Genomic DNA, 21,998 nt, shown 5'->3' on the forward strand with positions numbered 1-21,998 from the left:
CTATCGCTCCGTCTGCCACGCCATGGGCGTCTTTGCCTTGCGTTCAGCCAGCGCAGCCTTCTCTATCTCCAGCGCTTCGCTCAGCGAAGCGAGCGCTCCGGCGTCGATAACTCGCTTGACGGTACCGATCAATTCCGGCGAACGGCTCGCTATCGTTGCGGCAAGCGCGCGCGCCCGTTCGAGCAACGTCGCATGCGAAGTCACCTCGTTGACAAGACCGATCCGCAGGGCTGTAACGGCGTCGATTGGCTCACTAGTGAAACTGATCTGCTTGGCCCAGCGTGAGCCCACAATGTGAGGCAGGCGCGCAGTCATTCCACCGCCCGCGAGCGCGCCGATCTTTGTATGGGTGTCGGCAAACCGAGCGCGCTCCGAAGCGATGATGAAATCGCACCCCATTGCAAGTTCGAGGCCGCCAGTCACCGCAGCCCCATTGCACGCGGCAATGACTGGCTTGCTCAGTCGTGGCCACATGTCGATCATCGCGGCGACTTCGCCGCGTGGCGCGTCCGGAGCAGAAAATTCACCAAGGTCTAGCCCTGCGCAGAACGCCGGATCGGCACCAGTGACGATCAAAACACGGAGGCTGTCATCGCCCTCAAAGTGCGTCAATGCATCGACAAGCGCTCTCGTCAATGCAAGGTTCAAGGCGTTGCGGACATCGGGCCGGTTCAGCGTCAGTGTCAAAACACCGTTGTCGGAATCAGTTAGCAGTACCTGTGATTGCGCCATGTTCTCCGTCCTCGAGTCATGCAGCCAGAGCGCGTGCGTCCGCCTGAATCTGCCGCGCGTAACATTTCAGGTGGTACTCCATATTGCCAAACAGCACATCGGAGATTAACGTGCGCCGGTAGTGATGACCGACCTTATACTCGTCCGTGATGCCGTAGCCCCCATGCAACTGGATGCCCTGCTGCGAAACGAATTTACTGCTTCGGATGGTTTGAGCCTTGCAACCCGACACCTGAACGCTGCGCGTCGCATCGCCTTCGGTGAGCGCTCGCAGTGCCCGGTGCAACGTGGCTCTGGCCTGCATCGCCTCAATTGCCATATCGGCGATGCGGTGCTGCAGCGCCTGAAAGCTGCCGATGGGCACGCCGAACTGCTTGCGCGTCTTCAGGTACTCGGAAGTGAGTTCGACTGTGTCGTCGATATCGCCCAACAACTCCGCGCAACTCGCAACGATGGCTTCGTCGACTGCAGCCTGCAGACCTTGCAACGCCTCACCGGGCGTGCCGATCACCGCGCTCGCATCGACCGTCAGGCCCTCGAGCACCAGGTCCGCCGCGGGCGTGCCGTCGAGCAACCTGTATGGCTCGAGCATCACGCCGCGTGCGCGTGGATCGATTACAAAGAGCGCGAGCCCCGCATCGTCACGTACACCGCCGGCCACGCGCGCAACGACAATGACGCGATCAGCTACCGGCGCGCCCACGACCAGCGTCTTGCGACCGTCGAGCCTCCAGTTGCCGTCTCCCATCTCGCTGGCAGTTGCCGTCACATGTGACACGTCGCCTCGTGCGTCGCGCTCGCTGTGCGCGACGGCAACCAGCGCCTCACCCGAGATAATTTGCGCGAGCAAATCGTCTCGTTGTGTGCCGCTCGCGCAATAGGTAACCAGCGCGGCTGGAAACACGCCGCACATGACATAGGGCTCGAGCACGAGTGCCCGTCCCAGTTGCTCGGCGATCAGCGCGCTTTCAACCGGAGTAAAACCCGGGCCGCCGAAAGCATCGGGCACCGCGACGCCGAGCCATCCCATTTCGCCAAACATGCGCCACATCTCGCGCGAAAAGCCGTCTCCACGAGCAACCAGCGTACGGCGGTGCTCGAACGTATAATTTTTCTGGACGAAGCGCTGCGCGCTGTCCTGCAACATCTGCTGTTCGTCGCTTAGATCAAAGTTCATGCTGCGTCCTTTCGTGCCCGCCGGAGAAGTGATGCCATATCGATTGGACCGACTCGCGCCGTCGATGATATCGCCCGTTACAGTCCGAACAGCGCCTTGGCGATAATGTTCCGTTGAATTTCTGCCGTGCCGCCGTAGATCGTGCATGCGCGCCGGTAGAACACTTCGGCGGCGAGACCTGGCGCGTAATCCGGTCCCACGAAGGTCTGGCCCCGGAGCGCGTGGTCTTCGTTCGGATCGCCATAAAATACAGCGCCGTAGTCGCCAATCACTTCGAGCAGCATTTCAGTGAGCTTCTGATGCAATTCGGAACCTCGGACCTTGAGCATCGAGCCAACGGCCATGCCACCACTGCGCTCGTCCAAACCTTGATGCAGGATTTTCTGCACTGCCATGTCGATGGCGAGCACTTCGAGTTCGTATTGGGCAAGCCTTGCGGCAAACGTCGCATCTTCGATCAGGGGCGTATCACCGGCACGTTCCTTCATCGCGTAGTGACGAATCTTGCGCAGGTAGCGTTTTAGCGCCGGGGCTTCCGCACCAAGGAACGCTCGCTCGTTGAACAAAAGAAATTTCGTGTAGCCCCAACCCTTATTTTCCTCGCCGATCAGATTTTCAACCGGCACGCGAACATTGTCGTAAAACACTTCGGCGAGATGGTTGCAACCGTCAAGCGTCGCAATCGGCCGCACCGTCACGCCCGGCGACTTCATATCGAGCAGAAGGAAGGAAATGCCCTTTTGTGGCTTGGCTTCCGCATCGGTCCGGACAAGCACGAAGTTCCACTGTCCATAACCGCCGAAGCTGGTCCAGATTTTCTGGCCGTTCACGATGTAATGGTCGCCGTCGCGGACCGCCGTCGTACGCAGCGAGGCGAGATCGGAGCCCGCTCCGGGCTCGGAGAAGCCCTGTGCCCAGACACTTCGCCGCGCTGGATAGGCGGCAGAAAGCGGCGCTTCTGCTCGTCGTTGCCGAATTCACAAATCACCGGCCCCACGAGCGACACCCCTGCCTGATTTTGCGTGGGCGCACCCGCCAGGTAGCACTCTTCTTCAAAGATGTACCGTTGCGCCGCAGTCCATCCCGTTCCCCCGAGATCGGCCGGCCAATGCGGCACGGACCAGCCGCGCGCTTCGTGCAGGATACGGGTCCAGCGCAGCGCATCGTCGTCGCCCGCGAGAAATCCTTGCTGACCGCGCCAGGCGAGATCAGCAGGCAGATGCGCCTTAAGAAAATCCCGTACCTCTTTGCGGAAGGCTTTGTCCGCGGAATCGACATGAAAATCCATCGGGTAATTTCCTGTGTTTCAATTCAGCGGAGCGGGCTGGAGGCATTCGCAAGAGAGCCCCTTCGGGCAAGCAGCGTGCGACGCGTGGGAACCGCTTCGTACAGTTCCGCGACCACAGCGCTTCTTCGCGCGAGAACGTTGGCCTGGCTGATGGCGCCTTTCGCGCTCAACTCCCCGTTGTCAAGCGTCGGATGCGCGCTTTCCAGTACGATCCGCTCGATTCGGCTCGAACTACCGCCGGGGCGTGTAGCCAGCAGATCGAGCCCGCGCTGGAAGTGCTCGCGTACGCCAGCGCTGGCCACGATCTGGTCAGCGTGCGGCATGGGCTCAACCAGGTCGTCGCACAAAGCGCGGCACGCTTGCAGATCAGGAAAAACCAGCGCAGTAAGAAAGCCCTGATCATGGCCGGCGATTACGACGTCGCGTGCATAAGGTGAAAACGCGTTCAACGCCGCGAGTCGCAGTTCCGCCACATTTACCCATGTGCCCGAGGACAATTTGAAGTTCTCAGCCAGGCGTCCATCGAAGCGCAACCCGAGTTCACAATGCTCCGGATCGATGAATGCACCGGCGTCGCCAGAGCAGAAATAGCCCTCTTCGTCGAACGACGCGCGCGTGCGCTCCGGGTCCTTCCAATAGCCGGGCGTCACGCAGTCGCCCGCATAACGGATCTCCAGCTTCTCTCCAACCGGCACGACCTTGACCTTCACGCCGGGTACTGGCAGCCCGGCAATGGCTTGCCGTCGCGGATCCCACGCCGCCGACATCGGCGTCGGCCCGGCTTCGGTGCCGCCGAGCCCTGACATGATCAACACGCGCTGTCCGATCGTCTTGACCGCGAGCTCGTCCAGTGCTGCCCAGATGTATTCAGGCAGACTGGCGCCGCCGTAGTAAATCAGTGCCAGCTTACTGAAGAAATTCTTGCGTAGCGCTTCGTCCGAGCGGAGATGTGGAATCAGCGCCGCCAGTCCTTGAGGCGTATTCAGGTAGATGACCGGTGCGATTTCGCGCAACGCATCTAGTGTCGGACCGATTTGCTCGGGCGTGGGCTTACCCGGATCCAGGTAATACGTCCCTCCGCCATAGAGCACCATGCCGAAGTTGTGTGTGCCGCCAAAGGTGTGATGCCACGGGAGCCAGTCCACCAGCACTGGCGGTGCGTCCTGAAGAAAGGCGAAAGTCTGCGCGACCTGTTGCCGGTTACTGCACAGCATCCGCTGCGAGTAAATCACGCCCTTCGGTGCCCCGGTCGTGCCGGACGTGAACATGATCTTGCCGATCGTATCGGGGCCGACGTTATCGAATGCCTCATCGACCGCGGCGGTGACCGGCGTGTCAAGCCAGTCGAAAAACCATGAGGCCATACGCCCCTCTGGCAACCTCCCGCTCACCACACATTCGACATCGTCGAACACGTCGCGCAACGCGCGACCGTAAAGCACCCCGTCATCCGCGAACACGAGCCCTGGCGTACACACCGACGCCAGATGTTTCAGCTTCGCAAAGTCCTCGGATAGCAACGAATACGCAGGGGTAACCGGGACATAGGGGACGCCGACGTGCAGCGCCGCAAGCGCCAGCAGCGCATGTTCGAAGCTGCGGTCGGAGAGGATCATCAGCGGCCTCGCGGGCGACAGGCCTCGGGCAAGCATAGCCTCGCCTAGCGCACGAGCGCCGTCGAGCGCTTGCCGATATGTCAGATGCTCCCAACTGGCGCCATCGGTCGTTCGCCGTGCGAGCAACGGCCGATCTGGGGCGACCGCGGCCCACTTCACAAGACGCTCAGTAAGCCGCGCTGGGTATGGACCGAGCGGTTCGTCCAGCTCATAAACCACGCTACCGTCAGGGCGCTGTTCAACAGTGGCCTTCATACCGCCAAGGCGCAGCGGCCGAAACGGCACATCCATCAAAGGGTCGTGCGAAAGCGGACCTGCGTTCATCTCTGTCATCCTGTCGTTAGCTTTTTCCGTTCATATAGCTGCCGCTTTGCGCGCCTTTACCGACCATCCCCGCGCTAGACACGCGAACCAATAAATGAACATCGATCAGAAACAAGAACAAGAATATCGCGAAATTTCGTATGCGTCCATCCAGCATCACCCGATGTGAACGGGTACCACCGCGGCGCGGGAAGCGTCCGCCGCCGCGCGAGTGGGCGTGCATCGCCGGCGAACGTCCTCATGCAAACGATAGCAAAACCGTCCATGGACATCCGATCAAATTTGAGCTACTTTATGAACATCGTTCGTCATTTTAAACGCTGGTCATGCAGCATCAGCTTGGTGGGAGAGCGTCATGCAAAGAGAAGTCGTAGTTGCCGGCAGCGTTCGCACTGCGATTGGAGATTTCGGAGGCGCGCTTGCCTCCGTCCCGCCAACGCAACTCGGCGCGACGGTTGTCCGGGAAGTCCTGTCGCGAGTGCAGTTAAAAGGCGACGCAGTCGGACAGGTCGTGTTCGGCCATGTCATCCACACTGACCCCAAAGATATGTATCTCGCCCGCGTCGCGGCGATCGAAGGCGGTATCGGTACAGATGCGCCGGCGCTGACGCTGAACCGCCTGTGCGGCTCAGGCCTGCAGGCCATTATTTCGGCAGCGCAGGCGATCTGGCTTGGCGACACGGACATCGCGATCGGCGGCGGCGCCGAGAATATGACGCGCGCAGCCTATTTGGCCACAGGCGCACGCTGGGGCGCGCGAATGGGCGACATCCGGCTGATCGATATGATGGTGGGTGCGCTGACCGATCCCTTCGGCGCGTGCCACATGGGCGTGACAGCCGAAAATGTTGCGGCGAAATATGGCGTATCGCGTGAGGACCAGGATGCACTGGCGGTGGAGTCGCATCGCCGGGCTGGACGCGCGGTCGAGGAAGGGTATTTCAAGGAGCAAATTGTTCCTGTCGCGGTGCACAGCAAAAATGGCGCGACGATGTTCGAACTGGACGAACATGTCCGTCCCACCACCACAGTCGATGAATTGGCCAAGTTGCGCCCGGCATTTCAGAAGGACGGCACGGTGACAGCAGGCAACGCCTCGAGCCTGAACGACGGCGCGGCGGCCGTACTTCTAATGGAGCGCAGTGAGGCCGAAACTAGAGGTATTCGGCCACTCGCGCGACTGGTTGCCTACGCTCATGCCGGCGTTGAGCCACAATACATGGGTATCGGGCCCGTTCCCGCGACCCGGAAGGCGCTGGCGAAGGCCGGCCTGACCATTGCAGACCTCGATGTCATTGAGGCTAACGAAGCGTTCGCTGCACAGGCTTGCGCCGTGACCAAAGAACTCCAGTTCGATCCTGCGCGTGTCAACCCGAATGGCTCCGGCATATCGCTCGGTCATCCGATTGGCGCAACCGGCGCAATCATCACGGTCAAAGCGCTTCACGAGCTGCAACGGATAGGCGGCCGATATGCGCTTGTAACGATGTGCATTGGTGGCGGTCAAGGGATCGCGGCCATCTTCGAGCGCATCTGATCCCAGCAGGCTAGCCCATACTGATCACATGAGGGAAAGTGGTGTGACCCGTCCCGAACCACGATCATCGATCCCCCTGACGGGAATATGACCGCATATCTCGAATCCCTCGATCAGCTCTACATGCTGTGCAACCAGTACGGAGTCGAATTCATCTTGCCGGCACACGGGCACGTGCTCGGCTCCGCGCGCGCACAAATCGCACGCATCAAAACACACCGGCTTGAACGCGAAGCGAAAATTGCCGCGGTAGTGAGAAACTTGCCGCGGGGCACTCTCGACGAGTGGGTAGAACGCGCGTACGACGATGTGCCGCGCAAGTTGTGGCCAGCCGCGACGCGTTCTCTGCTCGCTCATCTCGCGCGCCTTGAAGCTCGCGAACATCCTGGCCTGCCCGGCATCTTTTGCTGAGGAGGCGACGTCGCCTTCGCCGCGGTTGACTACCGATTCCGGCTGACAACGATCCCGATCGAAAGGAGCGGCGGAGTCAACCGCCCCCGCTTGACCAATGCCGACACAGACTATTCCTGAACGGTGGCAACCTTCTCGCCTAATACTTCCTTGCAGGCTTTCAGCGCGATGCTGACGGCCGGAAAGCCCACATACGGAATAGCATGCAGGACGACCTCTTCCAGTTCCTTCTCGGTCAGACCATTCGCTAGCCCGATGCGGACATGATTACTGAATTCCCACGGCGTACGCTGTGCGATCAGCATGCCCAGCGTAACGAGGCTTCTCGAACGACGATCGAGGCCCGGACGTGCCCACGCGTCGCCAAACGCGTTCTCGAGGGCGAGCGAAGCCGCATCTGCACCAAATCCGCCGGATGCCGCCGCTGCGTCCATTGCGCCTAGAAACTCGTCACCCAACATTTCGCGAACGACCTGACGCCCCTTCTCACGACTTTCCGACACGGTATGCTCCTTGTTCGTCATCGACGGTTGTACTCAATTGCCATTCAAAGCACGCAGGCTGTTTCGTTGCTTGCCTTGTCCATCATGGTCGCCAGCCTTCGGTGAATCAGTTCGCGCGCCTCCGCGACCATGCGGCTCACAAGCTCATCGCAGGTGGGAATATCGTGAATCAGGCCGATCGCGAGGCCCGCGGGAAACGTACCGTCGTCTGTGTCACCGGTTTCATAAATGCGCTTTCCACGTTCGCCGCTCACGAGCGGCTTCAGGTCCGCAAATGTCGTTCCCTCCCGCCGCTCCAACTCGAGTACTTGCTCCGCCACCGCATTACGGAAAATCCGCGACGTATTCTTGAGGGTACGAAAAATCAGCGCCGTATTTCGCTCGTCGTGTTCGAGCAATTGGCGCTTGACGTTCTCATGGATGGGTGCTTCCCGAGTTGCCATGAAGCGTGTGCCCATATTGACGCCATCCGCGCCGAGAGCGAGCGCCGCTACCATGCCGCGCGCGTCGGCAATGCCACCTGATGCCAGCATTGGGATACGCAATTGCGCGGCGGCAGCCGGTAGCAAGATGAGATTGGGCACATCGTCTTCGCCCGGGTGGCCGGCACATTCGAATCCATCGACGCTGACCGCGTCGCAGCCAATCGCCTCCGCCTTCAATGCATGCCGTACCGACGTGCACTTGTGAATCACCTTGATACCCGCTGCCTTGAAAGCGGGCAGATAGGGCTCGGGATTGCGCCCCGCAGTTTCGACAATCTTGACGCCGCTCTCGATGATGACCCGCACGTATTCCTGATAAGGAACCGGCTTGATCGTTGGCAGAATGGTCAGGTTCACGGCAAACGGTTCGTTCGTCATTGACCTCACGCGATCGATTTCAATGCTCAACGCTTCGGGCGTTGGCTGCGTCAATGCGGTAATGGTGCCAAGCGCGCCGGCATTCGACACCGCTGAGGCCAGTTCCGCACGACCCACCCACATCATGCCTCCCTGCACGATGGGATAGCGGATACCCAGTAGCTCGGTGATGCGTGTCTTCATTCTTTGACCTCCGTGGAGCGAAGCATTGCTCGCGCCGTAGCCATAATCGATTACAGGGAATTGTCGCATTGGCCATGCAGCGACGTTCCTATTTACGAACGATGTACAATTATATACACTTTTTGATGTCTCACCAACATTCGCACCGGTCGCCACGCTGCCACCCGGCAGCCAGCCCTAAATCAGGTTTAGACCTTTGTCTATGCGACGCATAGGTCACACCAGAACACGGAACGCAGCGCACGGCTTTAAGGAGGCTACGTGAATCAGCGCGACAGCAACGGCAATCTGTCCATTACAGAACATCCCACGAAAGCAGAGGCAGAAGAGGCAGTTCGAACGCTAATCAGATGGGCGGGAGATGATCCGCTTCGTGAAGGACTCGCAGAGACGCCCGCCAGAGTTGCGCGCGCCTATAGGGAGTTCTTTTCGGGTTATTTGTCCGACCCCATGCAGATTCTTGCTACAACCTTCTCGGAGGTGGATGGCTACGACGAAATGATTGTGTTAAAAGACATCCGCTTTGAAAGCTATTGTGAGCACCACATGGTGCCCATCATTGGCCGTGCCCATGTCGCCTATCTTCCAGATCATCGCGTGGTGGGCATTTCGAAGCTCGCGCGACTTGTCGACACGTATGCGAAGCGACTGCAGATTCAGGAGAAGATGACTGTGCAGATCGCCGACGCATTGAACACGGTACTGCAGCCTAAAGGCGTGGGCGTCATTCTGGAAGCGGCACATCAGTGCATGAGCACGCGCGGCGTACACAAACCTGGAACGTCGTTGGTCACGAGCAGGATGCTCGGCTCATTCAGGAACGATCCATCCACCCGTCGGGAGTTCCTGTCGATCATCGGCAACGGCGCGATCGGACAGCTACCTAATACCTGAACGACAAAGTCGACCGGACTGGGTCGACTTTGTCATTGGAGAGGTGGTCAGCAACCCGCATCGTACATTTCCACCTTACTGTTCCTAACTGTATTCTCGCAAGCGATCCGGATCACGCGCCTTCAAAGGCCGGTCAAACGATATGTCGCTTCTGTCGCGCGTTCTGTTGCCGTTGCTCATCAACACCTCGCGCCACGCGTCGGGCAAGTTGGCAGGAGTCGACTCGTTAACCGCCTCCGAAATGCATACCCGCGCAGCGATTGCCCACTTTCCCTCCCTCTTCTCAAAGCGGTCGATATAGCGACCAACCGCCAACGTGTCAGGCTTGGACCGATTCTCGCCGAAAAAAAGCCAATACGTTTCAGTGTGCGCGACATCGCCCTGCAAATCGACGCTATGATTGAACACCATGTGATGATGCGATAGTTGGTGCTCGCTATGGTAGTCGAATGCCCAGCTCACGAATTCTTCTGGATTGCCAACGAAAGTACCATGGTCGTCAATTGCGTCCGGATGATAGGCCGATAGGGTCAACTCACGATCCATCCGGTCGACGCCCCGGCAATAGCGATGTATGCAGTCAAGAATCGCCTGTCTATCGAGCAATTCCTCAAGACGTTGTTCGAGTTCTGGTCTCATTTTCCCCGCTCAATTGAGAATGGCCACAAAAAACACGATCGCGCCGACCAGTGCACCGAGGAAACAATACCCCTCGCTCTGCCCATCCTCGCCTGCCCCACCGCGTCGAGCAATGCAACTTACGACGCCGAAGAACGCGGCAGCACCGAGCACGACGAAAATCATCACAATGTCGAAAATCGCCGAGAGGCCGAGTTCTTCCATCCGCCAATCCCGTACCAGAAAATACGCCGCTACCGCAATGATCGACAGCAGCAGGATCGGGAGCATGATCCGGCGTTCGTCGCCGGAAAGTTTGCGCGTGCTTCGACTCATGAACGCTCTCCCTCGGATATGTCGACCGGACGTAGTGCGGCGCGATTCAGCAGACCGTGTGCGGGCCACAACGAACCGATCCTGCGAAGCCGCGTGCTCCATTGCGAAGGCGCTGCGGTAGCTTTGACAGAAGCCGACTCGCTCGCTTTCTCACGCGGAGGAGGTACGTCCGCGCACGGAACTCCGGAACGAAGTGAATAGTCCGCGAGATCACCGTTCAAATCGCTGTAGATGAGGTACATAGCTTGTCTCCGATCGGCCGAGGCCTGGTGGGTGCTCGTGCACACCTCTTGATAAACATCGTAGGCGAGGACGTTCGGTTATGCAACTGTCCGTTCAATTATTCGGATCGGTGTTTTCACTACCAGCGATTTTTTCTGCCGCTGCAACATAGCCTGAAAATTCTGGTAAGTGCAGCCCGCAAATGCACGACGCAGGCGGACTCGGGGTCGCGGCCGCTCGAGAAGCGCGCTGTCGACGCGGCGCTCCCGCATAAAAAATCCCCGGCACCAAGTTATCGGCACCGGGGACAAAAGGACACCATGCATAGGCTTCGCATGCTGCTTACAACACGGGTAAGCACCGCCGGGCCTACGGCGGTGTTCATGATTGGTAATTTATGTACTCTTCAGGAAACCTGAAATCCTCCATCGACAGCGAGCAATTGGCCCGTCACATAGTCGGCGGCCGGAGAGGCAAAGAACAAGACCGCGCTCGCGATGTCCGCAGCGCTCCCGATCCGACCCAAAGGCATACGTCCCGGCTGGGTGATCGGTCCGTGTGCTTGATGGACTTTCGTCGATGCCGCTGCGCCTTCGGTCGCAACGCCGCCGGGGAGCACTGCATTGACCCGGATCCGGTCCGCAGCGAATTCGAGCGCGACAACTTTTGTCAGATTGTTCACGCCGGCTTTTGACGCGCCATAGTCACCGTTATCAAAGATCACGGGCTGCAGCGACGCCACTGAAGAAATATTAATGATCGATCCGCCCGCGTTGCCGGCTTGCATCCGTTTGATGGCTTCGCGCATGCATAGGAAGGTTCCGCGCAGATTGACTCGCAGCACGCGGTCCCACTTCTCCGCCGACGTATCGACGAAGCTCGTTTTCGGATAGATCCCGGCATTGTTGACGAGGATGTCGAGCCGGCCGAACTTGGCATGCGTCGTATCGAACATCCCGGTGATCGAAGCTTCGTCGCCAATATCGACTTTGACCGCGATTGCCTTGCCCGACGCATCGTCAATCTGCGCGACTGTTTGCAGAGCGCCCTCCTCGTTAAGATCGGCTGCGACGACTACCGCGCCCGCTGACGCCAGCAGCAGTGCTGTCTCGCGTCCGATGCCCGACCCTGCGCCGGTAACGACTGCGACCCGCCCATCGAGATCGAACAGGCTCGCTAACTTCGATGTACTCATTGCTCCTCCGGTTGCTCGCGATACGAACAGTTATTTTATGAACGTCATTCGGAAACATAAACTCTTGGGCAAGTAGTGTCAAGGCGGTGATGAGTGGCAGGAAGCCAGATGGAGGGAAAAATGACAGGAGAGCACGCTGCGTAGCGCAGCGTGACAAAAGACGAGTAAAACAGTCCGCGCGATGACTCAACAGCGTTCGCCAGCCTTCTCCGACTTGCGAGCGACAGTTGCAAGTGGACTGTCGTTGGAGCGACTCAGTCGGGCGTGGGGGCCGCGAGTTCGCGAATGATATCGAGCATGGCCCGGTGGTAGGCCTTATGGGGCCGATCGGTCCAGATGAGGGAAACTTCAGTATCGAACGATGTCGGAATATCGTCTATGTCGACGAAAACAACGCCCTCCACCGGAAGGTGCCGCGCGGAGTCCAGCATTAATCCAATGCCAAGCTCATTTGCTACGAGATTGAGCATCGTGTAAGGATGCCGTGCCTGCTGAGTGACTTTGGGAGACAAACCTGCTTCCCGCCGAGCGGCTTCAAACGCCGCGAACACCGGCTGGGACATTTGTTGCGGAAACATGATCAGCGGATACGCCGCGAGGTCGGCGACCCGGATGCTGGCTTGCTGCGCCAATGGCCAGCTTGCTGGAACGGCAGCAACCAACCTCATGCGTTCGATTGTGGAGCTTTCCAGACCTGACACGTCGGCCGCACTGTTGACGACCACGCCAAGATCGATGCTGCCATTCTTCACGCTGGCCGCCGTGAGCGCGCTGCCGCGCTCGATCAAACGGACATCGACGCCGGGCCACTGCCGGCGCAGCGTCTGTATGGCGAGCGGCATGATGCGCATCGCGCACATCGGCACAAACGCAATGCTAAGGCTGGCTAACTCATCCGCAGCCTGGCGCACGCGGCGCTCCGCCATTTCCGCTTGTGCGATCAAAGGTTTCGCTTCCGCGAGTAGCGCCGCGCCCGCAGTCGTCAACGAGACGCCACGCGGAGTACGTTCCAATAGCCTGGTTCCGAGCGACTCTTCGAGGCGCATGATGGATTGACTCAGCGGCGGTTGCGCCATGCCGAGTCGCGCCGCGGCACGGCCGAAATGTTGAGTTTCGGCGACCGCGATAAAGTGCCTGAGGTGACGCAATTCCATGACGTGATATCGCTTTGATATGACTCGACCTCGACAGAATATCCTTTTTGAAAGATCACAGCTAACCCTCCGTATTCCGCTCGCTGAGACGCTTGATCGGAATGACATGTCGTCATATCCACAGAGATGACGGGCCCCCTCGCGTGCAGTGAACCTTGAACACCGACTCACTCAGCGAGATCGATAAGCCGCCGACCCGTGTCGATGACGCACCGTCAACCATCAGAGCTGCGGCATTCTGCAGAGAGCGATCGCCGGGAACTGGCCGTTCTTGTGAAGAACGGACGCCTGACTGACATAGAGCGATGGCGCCTTGTTTTTGTCCCTCGATACCCTTGGATGGTAGCCGGCGTAACAGGGCGCGCTGCCGGGGTTCCGCAAATGGCCTGACGAATATTGTCAATTCAAAAGCCAAGTGCAAGCACGTAGATTGCGATGCGTCAGTTGGCGGTATACTCGAAAAAGCCGTCCAAGGGATCGACTTCAGGTAGAGATGCCAGGAAGAGGTGGCCGATCATGAACTGAATTCGTCGCTGTTCGCGCTATACCGATTCGCGCAGGAAGTAGGCAAGGTGAAGGGATGCAGGAGAAGTAACGCTCTGGAAGTACTCCGGAAATCAGGCGACGGACACGGAGATCGTGTCTGACTGTTTGCCGCTGACTCGGCCACGACGATGCACATTGACGATCAGTTTCTCGAGCGCAAAATGACCGAGATCGAGCAGGCGAGGTCATGGAGTCCGCGTGTCATTTCCAAGCTCGAGACTCTGGTCAGGAGCGGCGACGATCTGTCCGTTTACCGGGTCAACCCGCTGGCGTTTGCGCGTGATCGCGGCATAGGCGAGGCTGAATGCATCGACCTCTTTCTTCATGCGGCGCGATACGGGCTGTTCGGGATGAACTGGAACGTTCTTTGTCCGCAGTCAGGAATGGTCCTCAATAGCTTCGGATCGTTGCGCACGCTCAAGACCCACTATGTCTGTGGACTATGCGACGTTACGGGCGAAACCGACCTGGACGATTTCATCGAAGTCACATTTTCTATATCTCCCGAACTCCGGAGGCTGACCTTCCACGACCCCGAGTCGCTTTCCGTGGATGATTTCCATTGGAAGCTACGATTTAACGGTGACGGTCGTTTCGCCGGCCAACAAGTTCGGTTTCTCGACTTTTTGCGGGGTCTGGTGCGCGGCCTGACGTTTCTGCCGCCAGGCTCGACGACGACTCTACAGGCGGACCTTGGCCCCGGTGCCTTGTCGGGCGTGAATGTCGAAACACAGGCCGCTCTCGTGGTTGCGATTGCCGGCGAACCGGTCACGTCGCCGACGCTGTTGCAGGTGGGATATGACGGGCAACGGTTTGCCCCGGCGCTCTCCGTTGTGCCGCCCGGCCCTGTAGTCGTTGAGGTGAGGAATACGGGAAGCAAGCGCGGGTCCCTGCTCCTGATCAATTGGCCTCCTGAGGTCGTCGCCCAAGTCATCAAGCCGCCGCTCGAATTCGAACCGTATCTCTCCGGCGGGACGCTAGTGGCGCGACAAACCTTCCGGCGCCTGTTCCGCTCGGAACGCGTCGACGAGAAGGAGGGGCTCGGGATTCGGCAAGTGACATTTGTTTTCACCGATCTCAAGGGTTCGACGGCCATGTACGAACGCCTCGGCGATCTGAATGCGTACGGGCTAGTCAGACAGCATTTCGCATTGCTCGAGATGGTCGCACAACGGTATTCCGGCGCGATAGTAAAGACGATTGGGGATGCTGTGATGGCCGTCTTCTGTCGACCAACGGACGCTGTTTCCGCGTCGTTAAGGATTGTCGATGAAATCGGACGCTTCAATCGCGAGCGTGGAGAACCGGCGATCATTCTGAAGATCGGGGCGCATTGCGGGCCATCGTTAGCAGTGACGCTGAACGACAATCTCGATTATTTCGGCCAGACCGTCAACGTCGCCGCGCGCGTGCAGTCTCTCGCTGAGGCCGGAGAGATTTGCATCTCGGAAGCGCTCTATAGCTCACCTGGCGTCCGCGACCTTCTTGCTGGCCGCACTGTCGTCGAATTCGAAACTCCACTTCGCGGCGTCCAAGGCAGGGCAAGCGCATATCGCATCGCGTCCGGGTGATGACGATCACCGCATTGGTCTCGCTACTGAGTTGGAAGACGGGAAGAACGTCATTGAGTCGAGCAACTGTGCGTGAAGTCACGAAATGGTCCCAAGGGATTGAATACGTGCAGAGCACAATCTGCCGGCTTGGCGCATAGCCATCGGCCGTGTGGCTGCGCGGATGGGCTGCTGTAATGTGAAAGCTTCGCCGAAGTGGAACTGATTCAGGCGGCGGCAGTGGGCCGAAGAGGGTCGGCTTCAAAGCGCACAACAATCTCCCCTTCGATATTGAAACGCGTATTTCTTCCAGCGGCCGGCGGGTGCAGTTGGGCCATAGAACAAGGGCAGCTTGACCGGCCAGAAGCCGCCATTGGAGCTCCGCGAAATCTGGGCGATTCGGACGAGACTTCAGATGTCGTCCAATGTTCGTGAGTTGGCACTGTTCAGCCTGGCGGTTGATAGCTAGCTTCGCACGTGCGACCTGACGCGGCTGCAAGTGCAGGACATCTGCATAGGAGGCCACGTGGTCTCGCGTGCGACGCCCATGCAGCAGAAAACTCAACGGCGGGTGCAGTTCGAAATTACGGAGCAGACTCGGTGGAGTATCGCGGGGTGGATTTTGCGCGAGGACTGAAAAAAACCCGCCGACCATCACCTTTTCGAGCCGGTGCATGCCTTAGGGCAGCAAGATGAAAAAGCACGATCCGATGGGCATCGATCATCCCGCATCGGGCGCGATGTCGCAGTATGCGGGCGTGGGTGGCGAGGCCGGGCACGAGGCGGCAGGCCTCGTTTCATGCGTCGATCACCAAGCAGCGCGCAGTGCTTCATCGGCGACTGCGAGTCGCGACGCGATCGTCTTGATCAGAAAGCGGTGAAACTGCTGCGCGGTGACCGGGTCATCGCGTTCGAGCGTGAGAAGCGCGGGCACCGACAGACGGTGAACGCGTGTCGGCGCTTCGGCGATCACGTCGGCGCTTCGCGCCGTCTGGGTGTACACGGCCATTTCGCCGACGATCGTGCCCGGACCGAACGAGCGCAGCCGCACCGGCCGGCCATCGAGCAGCGGCAACGAAACGGCGACGCGTCCGCGCTCGACGATATAAATCGCATCGCCCGGCTCGCCACACGAGAACAGCGGCTGCCCGGCATCGAGATCGCACGGTTCGAGACATGCACACAACTTCTCCAGCGCGCACGGCGTGAAGTGCGGCGCGAGCGTCGCATAAAAATCGTGCTCGCCGGAGCGATCCGTGTCTGCATCGGATGCGAGCAGTTGATCTTCGATCCATTCGAGACCGGCATCGAGCGTTGGGAACTCGCGTATCCGTAAGTGCAGCGTGCCTGTCTTCACGAGCAGATTGCGCGAGCGTACGGGCAACGCGGTCAGCACGAGATCCGCACCCGACGTTGCGCAGAGTTGCCGCAGCTTCACGAATGCAATCGATACCGATGCGTCCATGCCATTGGTCGACGCGAAATCGAGTACGACATAGCGCACGGGCAATGCGTCGAGTACTTCGAGGCGTTCGCGCACCCGTTGCAGGATCGAGTTGGCGGTGCCGAAGAACAGGAAGCCTTGCAGGCACACGCCGAATAGCTGCGCGCCGACTTCGCGCAGACGCGCGGCGTTTTCGATACTGCGCTCGACTGTCGAGGTACGCGTAGTAGCATCGAATTCCATTCGCACGCAACTGACGCGTCCATACAGCAGCGCGAACATCACGCACGCGGCGATCACGCCCGCAATCACACCCGCAACGACGCCATAAAACGCGACTACGGCGAGTATGCCCGGCACGAGCGCGTACTCATACCAGTTCAGCCGCGCATACGCGCCGACCAGCCATTGCAGCATCAGGCGCAATCCCATGAAGAGTTGCAGCCCGACCAGCACGGGCACGGGAAACAGCGCGACCAGATCGGGTGACGCAGCGAGCACAACGAGGCATGCGATCGCTGCGAACACGCCCGCCATCCGGCTCGTCGCGCCGGCGCGCGCGTTGAGCATCGAGCGGTTGTACGACTGATAGCCGACCATGCCGCCCAGCAATCCGCTCGCGATGTTTGCGAGTCCCGCCGCGCGCATTTCGCGGTTCAGGTCGATGTCTTCGCCCGTTACCGCGCCGATGGCCGTCGAGTTCATCAGGATCGTGATCGCCGATGCAGATGTCACGACGAGCGTCTCAGGCAGATGTGCGCCGATCGCGGCCCAGTCGATCACGCCGCGCGCGAGCGGCGCAGGGATATGGAGATCGGGGAATAATTGCAGTTTCACATGCGGCAGTAGCAGGCCCATATTGCGCGCATCGTCGATCGACAGTCCGGCGAGATGCAGCAGCAGATAGAACAGCGCGATTCCGCACAGGAGTACGATCGGCAGTGCGGCAATGTGCTGCCAGCGGCGCGTAAGCGCGGTTGTGAGCACGCCGATGAAGAGCGCGGGTGTCCATGCGAGCCAGTGCAGATGCGCTAGAAGCCCGAGGCTATGCCATTGAGGCGACGCGCCCGTCAGCACGCGAAACGCGCCCGCGAGCAGCAGATAGCCCGTGCCAGCGAGAAACCCTCCGACCACGGGGTACGGCAGGAACTGCAATGAACGGCTGCGCTTCGACGAACCGATTGAGAACAGCACAATGCCCGTCAGCACCGAGCACAGCGCGATCGAAATCAGTACGGTCAGCAGAATGGTTGGTGGCGAGCCGCCGTCGGCGCGTGCGCTGCTGGCGACGCCCGCCGCTACACCCGCGAGAAACGCCGTCGCGTTGCTGTCCGGCCCGGCAATATTCAGACGCATCGAACTGGTCAGCGCGATCACGAGCGCAGTGACGATACAACTGACGAGCGCTGTAGGCACGCCGAGTTGGGCATAGCGCGCGAGGTCCGCGCTGAAGACCAGCGTGCCCAGGCTCATTGCGTAGCAGAGCATGACGAGTGTCGAGACGGCGCCCGCCGCCAGGTCGCCGAGCAGGCCGGCGACGTTCGACGCGAATTCCGACGCAGACCCGGACGCAGAACCTGTGGCACCTTCCTTCACGGCGCTCTCCCGCAACGCGCGGCGCCGAGACATGCCAGCGCGCCGCGCGACCCAGTATCCGCCGTCGTCCTTGCGCGTGTCAAACGGCCGTCGTACACCCGTCGGTGCGCGCAACGCCTACACTGAAACAGGCGAGCGCCGTTGTATTTCTTAAGCGCTCAACGGGAAACAGGTTCCGGCGGTGACGCGATGGACATCGAACTGTGGCTGCGCGAACTCGGGCTCGAGCAGTACATGCAGGTATTTGCCGACAACGACATCGATGGGGCGATGCTGCGCGAGCTCAGCGATGCGGACCTGAAGGAGCTCGGCGTGCGCTCGCTAGGGCATCGCAAGCGGCTGCTGACGGCGATAGCGGAGAAACCGTCGTCCACGGTACAGGCTTCTGTCGACCAGCCTGTCGCGCGGGCGGACGAGCGCAGGCAAGTCGCAGTGCTCTTCGCCGACATCTGCGGCTATACGGATCTCAGCCGGGCACTCGATCCGGAAGAATTGCTCGTTGTGCTCGGCGGCTACTTCGAGCAGGTAGATGACATCGTCGTTCGACATGGCGGGCACATCGACAAGCATGTCGGCGATTGCGTCATGGCGGTGTTCGGCGCGCCGCGTTCGTACGGAAACGATCGGGAGCGCGCAGCGCGGGCCGCACTCGCGATCATCGACGCGATGCCGAATCTGTCTCGAACGCTGGTGCGCCCGCTCTCCAGTCACATCGGTATTGCGGTCGGCCAGGTCGTCGCAAGCGACACGGGCAGCGCGGCCCATCGCGAGTACACCGTGACGGGCGAAACAGTCAACCTCGCGTCGCGTCTGACCGACGCGGCCGGACCGGGCGAAATCCTGGTCTCGGAAACTTTGTGGCGCCCGCTGGCAGACCGCATCGCGTGCGAAGCCCGTGGCGCACTTGCCGTGAAAGGCTTCGCCGAGCCCGTTCCCGTGTGGCGTCTCACCGGCCTTCGACGTCCGTCTGCCAGTCGACCACTCTTTGGCCGTCGCGACGAACTGCGCCATTTTCGGGCGATCCTCGAATCATGCCGGGAGACGAGACGCGGCCGCGTCGTTCGTCTGCGGGGTGAGCCTGGTATCGGAAAGACGCGTTTGGTCGAGGAATTTCAGCGCGAGGCAAACGGACTAGGCTTCGTGTGTCACACGGCGTTCGTGCTCGACTTCGGTTCTAGAGCCGGTCGCGACGCGATCCGATCACTTATGCGTGGGCTCCTGGCGTTCGACGACGCGAGCCATGAGGAAGCCGCCAAGTCCGCCATGACGCGAGCCATCGCCGACGGTTTGGCGGACGCCGGTGATGCGCTTTTCCTCAACGATCTGATCGAGGTGCCGCAGCCGCCCGAACACCGGGCGGTCTACGAAGCCATGAACAACGCGATGCGCGTTCGAGGCCGGCAGGACGTGATGGCCAGACTCGTGCAACGCGCGAGCCGCGTGCAGCCTCGATTGCTCATCGTTGAAGACATTCATTGGGCGGACCCATCGACGCTGCAGGACCTCGTCGAACTCAGCTTGGCAGCGGCGGATTGCGCGGCCGTGCTGATCCTGACAACGCGACCGCAGGGCGATCCGCTCGACTCGTCATCGGGCGCAGCGGCAAACGCGCCGTGCTCGCTATTCGATCTGGGCCCTTTGAACGACGGCGACTCCCGCCTGATGGCCGAGTCGTTTTCCTGTGCAACCGAGGTGGTGGCGCGCTGCATCAAGCGGGCCGCGGGTAATCCGCTCTTTCTCGAACAACTGCTCAGCAGCACAGATAAAACGGCTGAAACGGGCGTGCCAGGTTCGGTGCAAAGTTTGGTGCAAGCGCGGCTGGACGGACTCGATCCCGTCGACAAGACCGTCTTGCGTGCGGCGTCGGTGTTTGGCCAATTCTTCGAGCCGCAGGCCATCAGCCACATTCTCGAACGCACGGATGTGACGTTTGAACCGATAGTGACGGCGCGCCTGCTGCGTCGACAGGGCAGCGGACTCGTATTCCATCACGCGCTCATTCGCGACGCCATCTATGATGGGCTGCTGAAGAGCCAACGCCGCGAGTTACATCGACGCGCCGCGCAGTGGTTTGCGCAGCGCGATACCGTACTGCGCGCTGAACATCTCGATCGGGCAGGCGACCGTGACGCTGCTCGTGCTTATTGCGACGCGGCGCGCACGCAGGCGGCCGGCTATCGCCATGAATTTGCGCTTCAGCTTGTCGAACGCGGGCTTGCATTAGCGGATACCTGTGCCGACCGCGTCGCACTCGAATTGCTCCGCGGCAACATCCTGCATGACATCGGCGCCATGACGTCGGCACTCGGTGCGTTCGAAACGGCGCTCGCGGCGGCGACGACCGATGCAGAACGTTGTCACGCATGGATTGGACGCGCTACGGTGAAGCGGGTCATCGACGATCTCGACGGCGCGTGGACCGATCTCGACTGCGCGGCCGCAGTGGCCGCAGCCGAGCGGCTCTCGCGCGAACAGGCACGCATTCACTTTCTGCGCGGCAATCTCTGTTTTCCGCGCGGCGACAGCGACAGCTGCGTGCGAGAGCATGAACGCAGCCTTGCGCTCGCGCGCGAGGCGTGCGACTACGAACAGGAGGCGGCCGCGCTCGGCGGGCTTGGCGACGGTGAATACATGCGTGGACGGATGATCAGTGCACATGACGCATTTAGCCTTTGCATCGAGCTGTGTCAGCGCCACGGCTTCGGACGAATAGAGGTCGCCAATCTGCCGATGCGCGCGATTACCACGTGGTTTGCCGGCAAGGCGAGCACCGGGCTCGACGCGGCCCTGGCAAGCGTGGCGGCGGCGGAAAAGGTCGGGCATCTGCGGGCGCTGGCCGTCTCTCATCATGCCGCGTGGCATTGCCTGCACGATCTCGCACAGTGGGACCGCGCGTGGGAGCATGCCGGTTCGGCGCTGAACTGTGCGCGCGAACTGAAATCGAGGCGCTTTGAAGGCGAGGCGCTTGCGTTTCGCGCGGAACTGCATCGGGTCGCCGGGCGCCGGCGGGAGGCGCTCGACGATATCGCACAGGCGCTGGCGATCAGCCGCGAGACGGGCATGGCCTACCTCGGCGCGTCGTATCTGGGCACGCTCGCGCGCGCGACCGACGATGTCGCCATCGTCAAGCAGGCTATCGAGGAGGGCGAGGCTCTGCTTGCAGCCGGGGCGGTGAGCCACAATCACTATCTGTTTCGACGTGACGCGATCGAAGCCTGTCTCGAGCGCGGATGGTGGGACGCGGCTGCAGCACATGCTGCGGCCCTTGAGGCGTACGCCCGTCGCGAGCCGTCGCCGTTTTCCGCATTCGTCGTCGCACGGGCGCGCGCGCTACTCGCCTGCGGGCAGGGAAACCAGGTCGCGGCATTGCTCGACGAACTTCTGCGCCTGAAAAAAGAAGCGCGAAGGCTTGGAGCGCTGCACTCTCTTCCCGCAATAGACGATGCGCTGTCGCACTGTGGGTTCAGGTGACCAGGTACACGAGGTCAATCCCGCTCGCATTGAGTCGCGGGTGTTTCCGGAGGTGCTCATTTCCCGGTTGTTGGCGACAGTCGTTGCAGTGCTGGTTGAAAGAGGTCGTCTGTTCCGCGACGGTCCGAACGGCAAATTTGGGTCGACAGCCGAAGTTCGCCGCCGTTGGCGGTGCGGCTTGCGACGAACTTCCGGGTTCGGCCAAACCGCGTCGGGCCCGACAAGGGGAAGTTAGCGAAAGGTAACGGTGCTGCGGGCAACCTGGAATCCGAAGGAAGCCGGAAGTAAAGCGCTGGTCCGACGAACAGAATCTCGAAACCCTGATTACCCCTCCGGGC

At 60.5% G+C, this 21,998-nt stretch carries 14 protein-coding genes and 3 pseudogenes; 6 read left to right on the forward strand and 11 right to left on the reverse strand.

Annotated features, from left to right (window positions below; translation table 11 throughout):
- From B0G73_RS33005 to B0G73_RS33020, 4 genes and pseudogenes are all read right to left on the reverse strand, one after another.
- Entirely contained in the window at positions 1 to 732 is a 732-nt protein-coding gene (locus tag B0G73_RS33005) for an enoyl-CoA hydratase (protein ID WP_106285322.1), read from the reverse strand.
- 16 nt (positions 733 to 748) lie between these two features.
- Positions 749 to 1,909, reverse strand: a complete 1,161-nt coding sequence (locus B0G73_RS33010) for an acyl-CoA dehydrogenase family protein (protein WP_106285323.1) — start codon at positions 1,907 to 1,909, stop codon at positions 749 to 751.
- Between the two features lie 77 nt (positions 1,910 to 1,986).
- Positions 1,987 to 3,197 (reverse strand): annotated as a pseudogene (locus tag B0G73_RS33015) (acyl-CoA dehydrogenase family protein).
- A 23-nt stretch (positions 3,198 to 3,220) separates the two neighbouring features.
- Complete coding sequence (locus B0G73_RS33020) at positions 3,221 to 5,146, reverse strand: AMP-binding protein (protein WP_308706157.1); 1,926 nt, start codon at positions 5,144 to 5,146, stop codon at positions 3,221 to 3,223.
- A gap of 346 nt (positions 5,147 to 5,492) precedes the next feature.
- Here B0G73_RS33020 and bktB point away from each other — a divergent pair, with 346 nt between their 5' ends.
- Both bktB and B0G73_RS40720 read left to right on the forward strand, forming a co-directional pair.
- Positions 5,493 to 6,674, forward strand: coding sequence for a beta-ketothiolase BktB (gene bktB / locus B0G73_RS33025; protein WP_106285325.1), 1,182 nt, complete (start codon positions 5,493 to 5,495; stop codon positions 6,672 to 6,674).
- Positions 6,675 to 6,731: 57 nt separating this feature from the next.
- Positions 6,732 to 7,085 (forward strand): annotated as a pseudogene (locus tag B0G73_RS40720) (MBL fold metallo-hydrolase); the annotation flags it as partial.
- A gap of 110 nt (positions 7,086 to 7,195) precedes the next feature.
- Here the strand turns inward: B0G73_RS40720 and B0G73_RS33035 are convergent.
- Both B0G73_RS33035 and B0G73_RS33040 read right to left on the reverse strand, forming a co-directional pair.
- Positions 7,196 to 7,588, reverse strand: coding sequence for a carboxymuconolactone decarboxylase family protein (locus tag B0G73_RS33035; protein WP_219907304.1), 393 nt, complete (start codon positions 7,586 to 7,588; stop codon positions 7,196 to 7,198).
- Between the two features lie 44 nt (positions 7,589 to 7,632).
- Positions 7,633 to 8,634 carry a nitronate monooxygenase family protein gene (locus tag B0G73_RS33040; RefSeq protein WP_106285328.1) on the reverse strand — a complete coding sequence of 334 codons (1,002 nt, stop codon included), beginning with the start codon at positions 8,632 to 8,634 and terminating at the stop codon, positions 7,633 to 7,635.
- A gap of 261 nt (positions 8,635 to 8,895) precedes the next feature.
- Here B0G73_RS33040 and folE point away from each other — a divergent pair, with 261 nt between their 5' ends.
- Entirely contained in the window at positions 8,896 to 9,528 is a 633-nt protein-coding gene (folE, locus tag B0G73_RS33045; RefSeq protein ID WP_106285329.1) for a GTP cyclohydrolase I FolE, read from the forward strand.
- An 84-nt stretch (positions 9,529 to 9,612) separates the two neighbouring features.
- On the opposite strand, the gene B0G73_RS33050 is transcribed toward folE, so the two are convergent.
- From B0G73_RS33050 to B0G73_RS33065, 4 genes are all read right to left on the reverse strand, one after another.
- Positions 9,613 to 10,167, reverse strand: coding sequence for a nuclear transport factor 2 family protein (locus tag B0G73_RS33050; RefSeq protein WP_106285330.1), 555 nt, complete (start codon positions 10,165 to 10,167; stop codon positions 9,613 to 9,615).
- Positions 10,168 to 10,176: 9 nt separating this feature from the next.
- On the reverse strand, positions 10,177 to 10,437 hold the full coding sequence (locus tag B0G73_RS33055; protein ID WP_243856729.1) for a hypothetical protein: 261 nt from the start codon (positions 10,435 to 10,437) through the stop codon (positions 10,177 to 10,179).
- A 673-nt stretch (positions 10,438 to 11,110) separates the two neighbouring features.
- Positions 11,111 to 11,899: an SDR family NAD(P)-dependent oxidoreductase gene (locus B0G73_RS33060; protein ID WP_106285332.1), complete on the reverse strand. Its 789-nt coding sequence runs from the start codon at positions 11,897 to 11,899 to the stop codon at positions 11,111 to 11,113.
- 254 nt (positions 11,900 to 12,153) lie between these two features.
- Positions 12,154 to 13,053 (reverse strand): LysR family transcriptional regulator, encoded by a 900-nt coding sequence (locus B0G73_RS33065; RefSeq protein WP_106285333.1) that lies wholly within the window; start codon positions 13,051 to 13,053, stop codon positions 12,154 to 12,156.
- A 707-nt stretch (positions 13,054 to 13,760) separates the two neighbouring features.
- Between B0G73_RS33065 and B0G73_RS33070 the strand changes: the two genes are divergently transcribed.
- Complete coding sequence (locus tag B0G73_RS33070) at positions 13,761 to 15,170, forward strand: adenylate/guanylate cyclase domain-containing protein (RefSeq protein ID WP_258194058.1); 1,410 nt, start codon at positions 13,761 to 13,763, stop codon at positions 15,168 to 15,170.
- A 331-nt stretch (positions 15,171 to 15,501) separates the two neighbouring features.
- A pseudogene (locus B0G73_RS41465) lies at positions 15,502 to 15,788 on the forward strand (integrase); the annotation flags it as partial.
- A gap of 169 nt (positions 15,789 to 15,957) precedes the next feature.
- Here the strand turns inward: B0G73_RS41465 and B0G73_RS33080 are convergent.
- Complete coding sequence (locus B0G73_RS33080; RefSeq protein WP_258194060.1) at positions 15,958 to 18,189, reverse strand: SulP family inorganic anion transporter; 2,232 nt, start codon at positions 18,187 to 18,189, stop codon at positions 15,958 to 15,960.
- A 189-nt stretch (positions 18,190 to 18,378) separates the two neighbouring features.
- On the opposite strand from B0G73_RS33080, the gene B0G73_RS33085 reads away from it, so the two are divergent.
- Positions 18,379 to 21,660, forward strand: a complete 3,282-nt coding sequence (locus B0G73_RS33085; protein WP_106285335.1) for an adenylate/guanylate cyclase domain-containing protein — start codon at positions 18,379 to 18,381, stop codon at positions 21,658 to 21,660.
- Positions 21,661 to 21,998 lie beyond the last annotated feature (338 nt).

The sequence above is a fragment of the Paraburkholderia sp. BL25I1N1 genome (assembly GCF_003002025.1).
Lineage (GTDB): Bacteria > Pseudomonadota > Gammaproteobacteria > Burkholderiales > Burkholderiaceae > Paraburkholderia.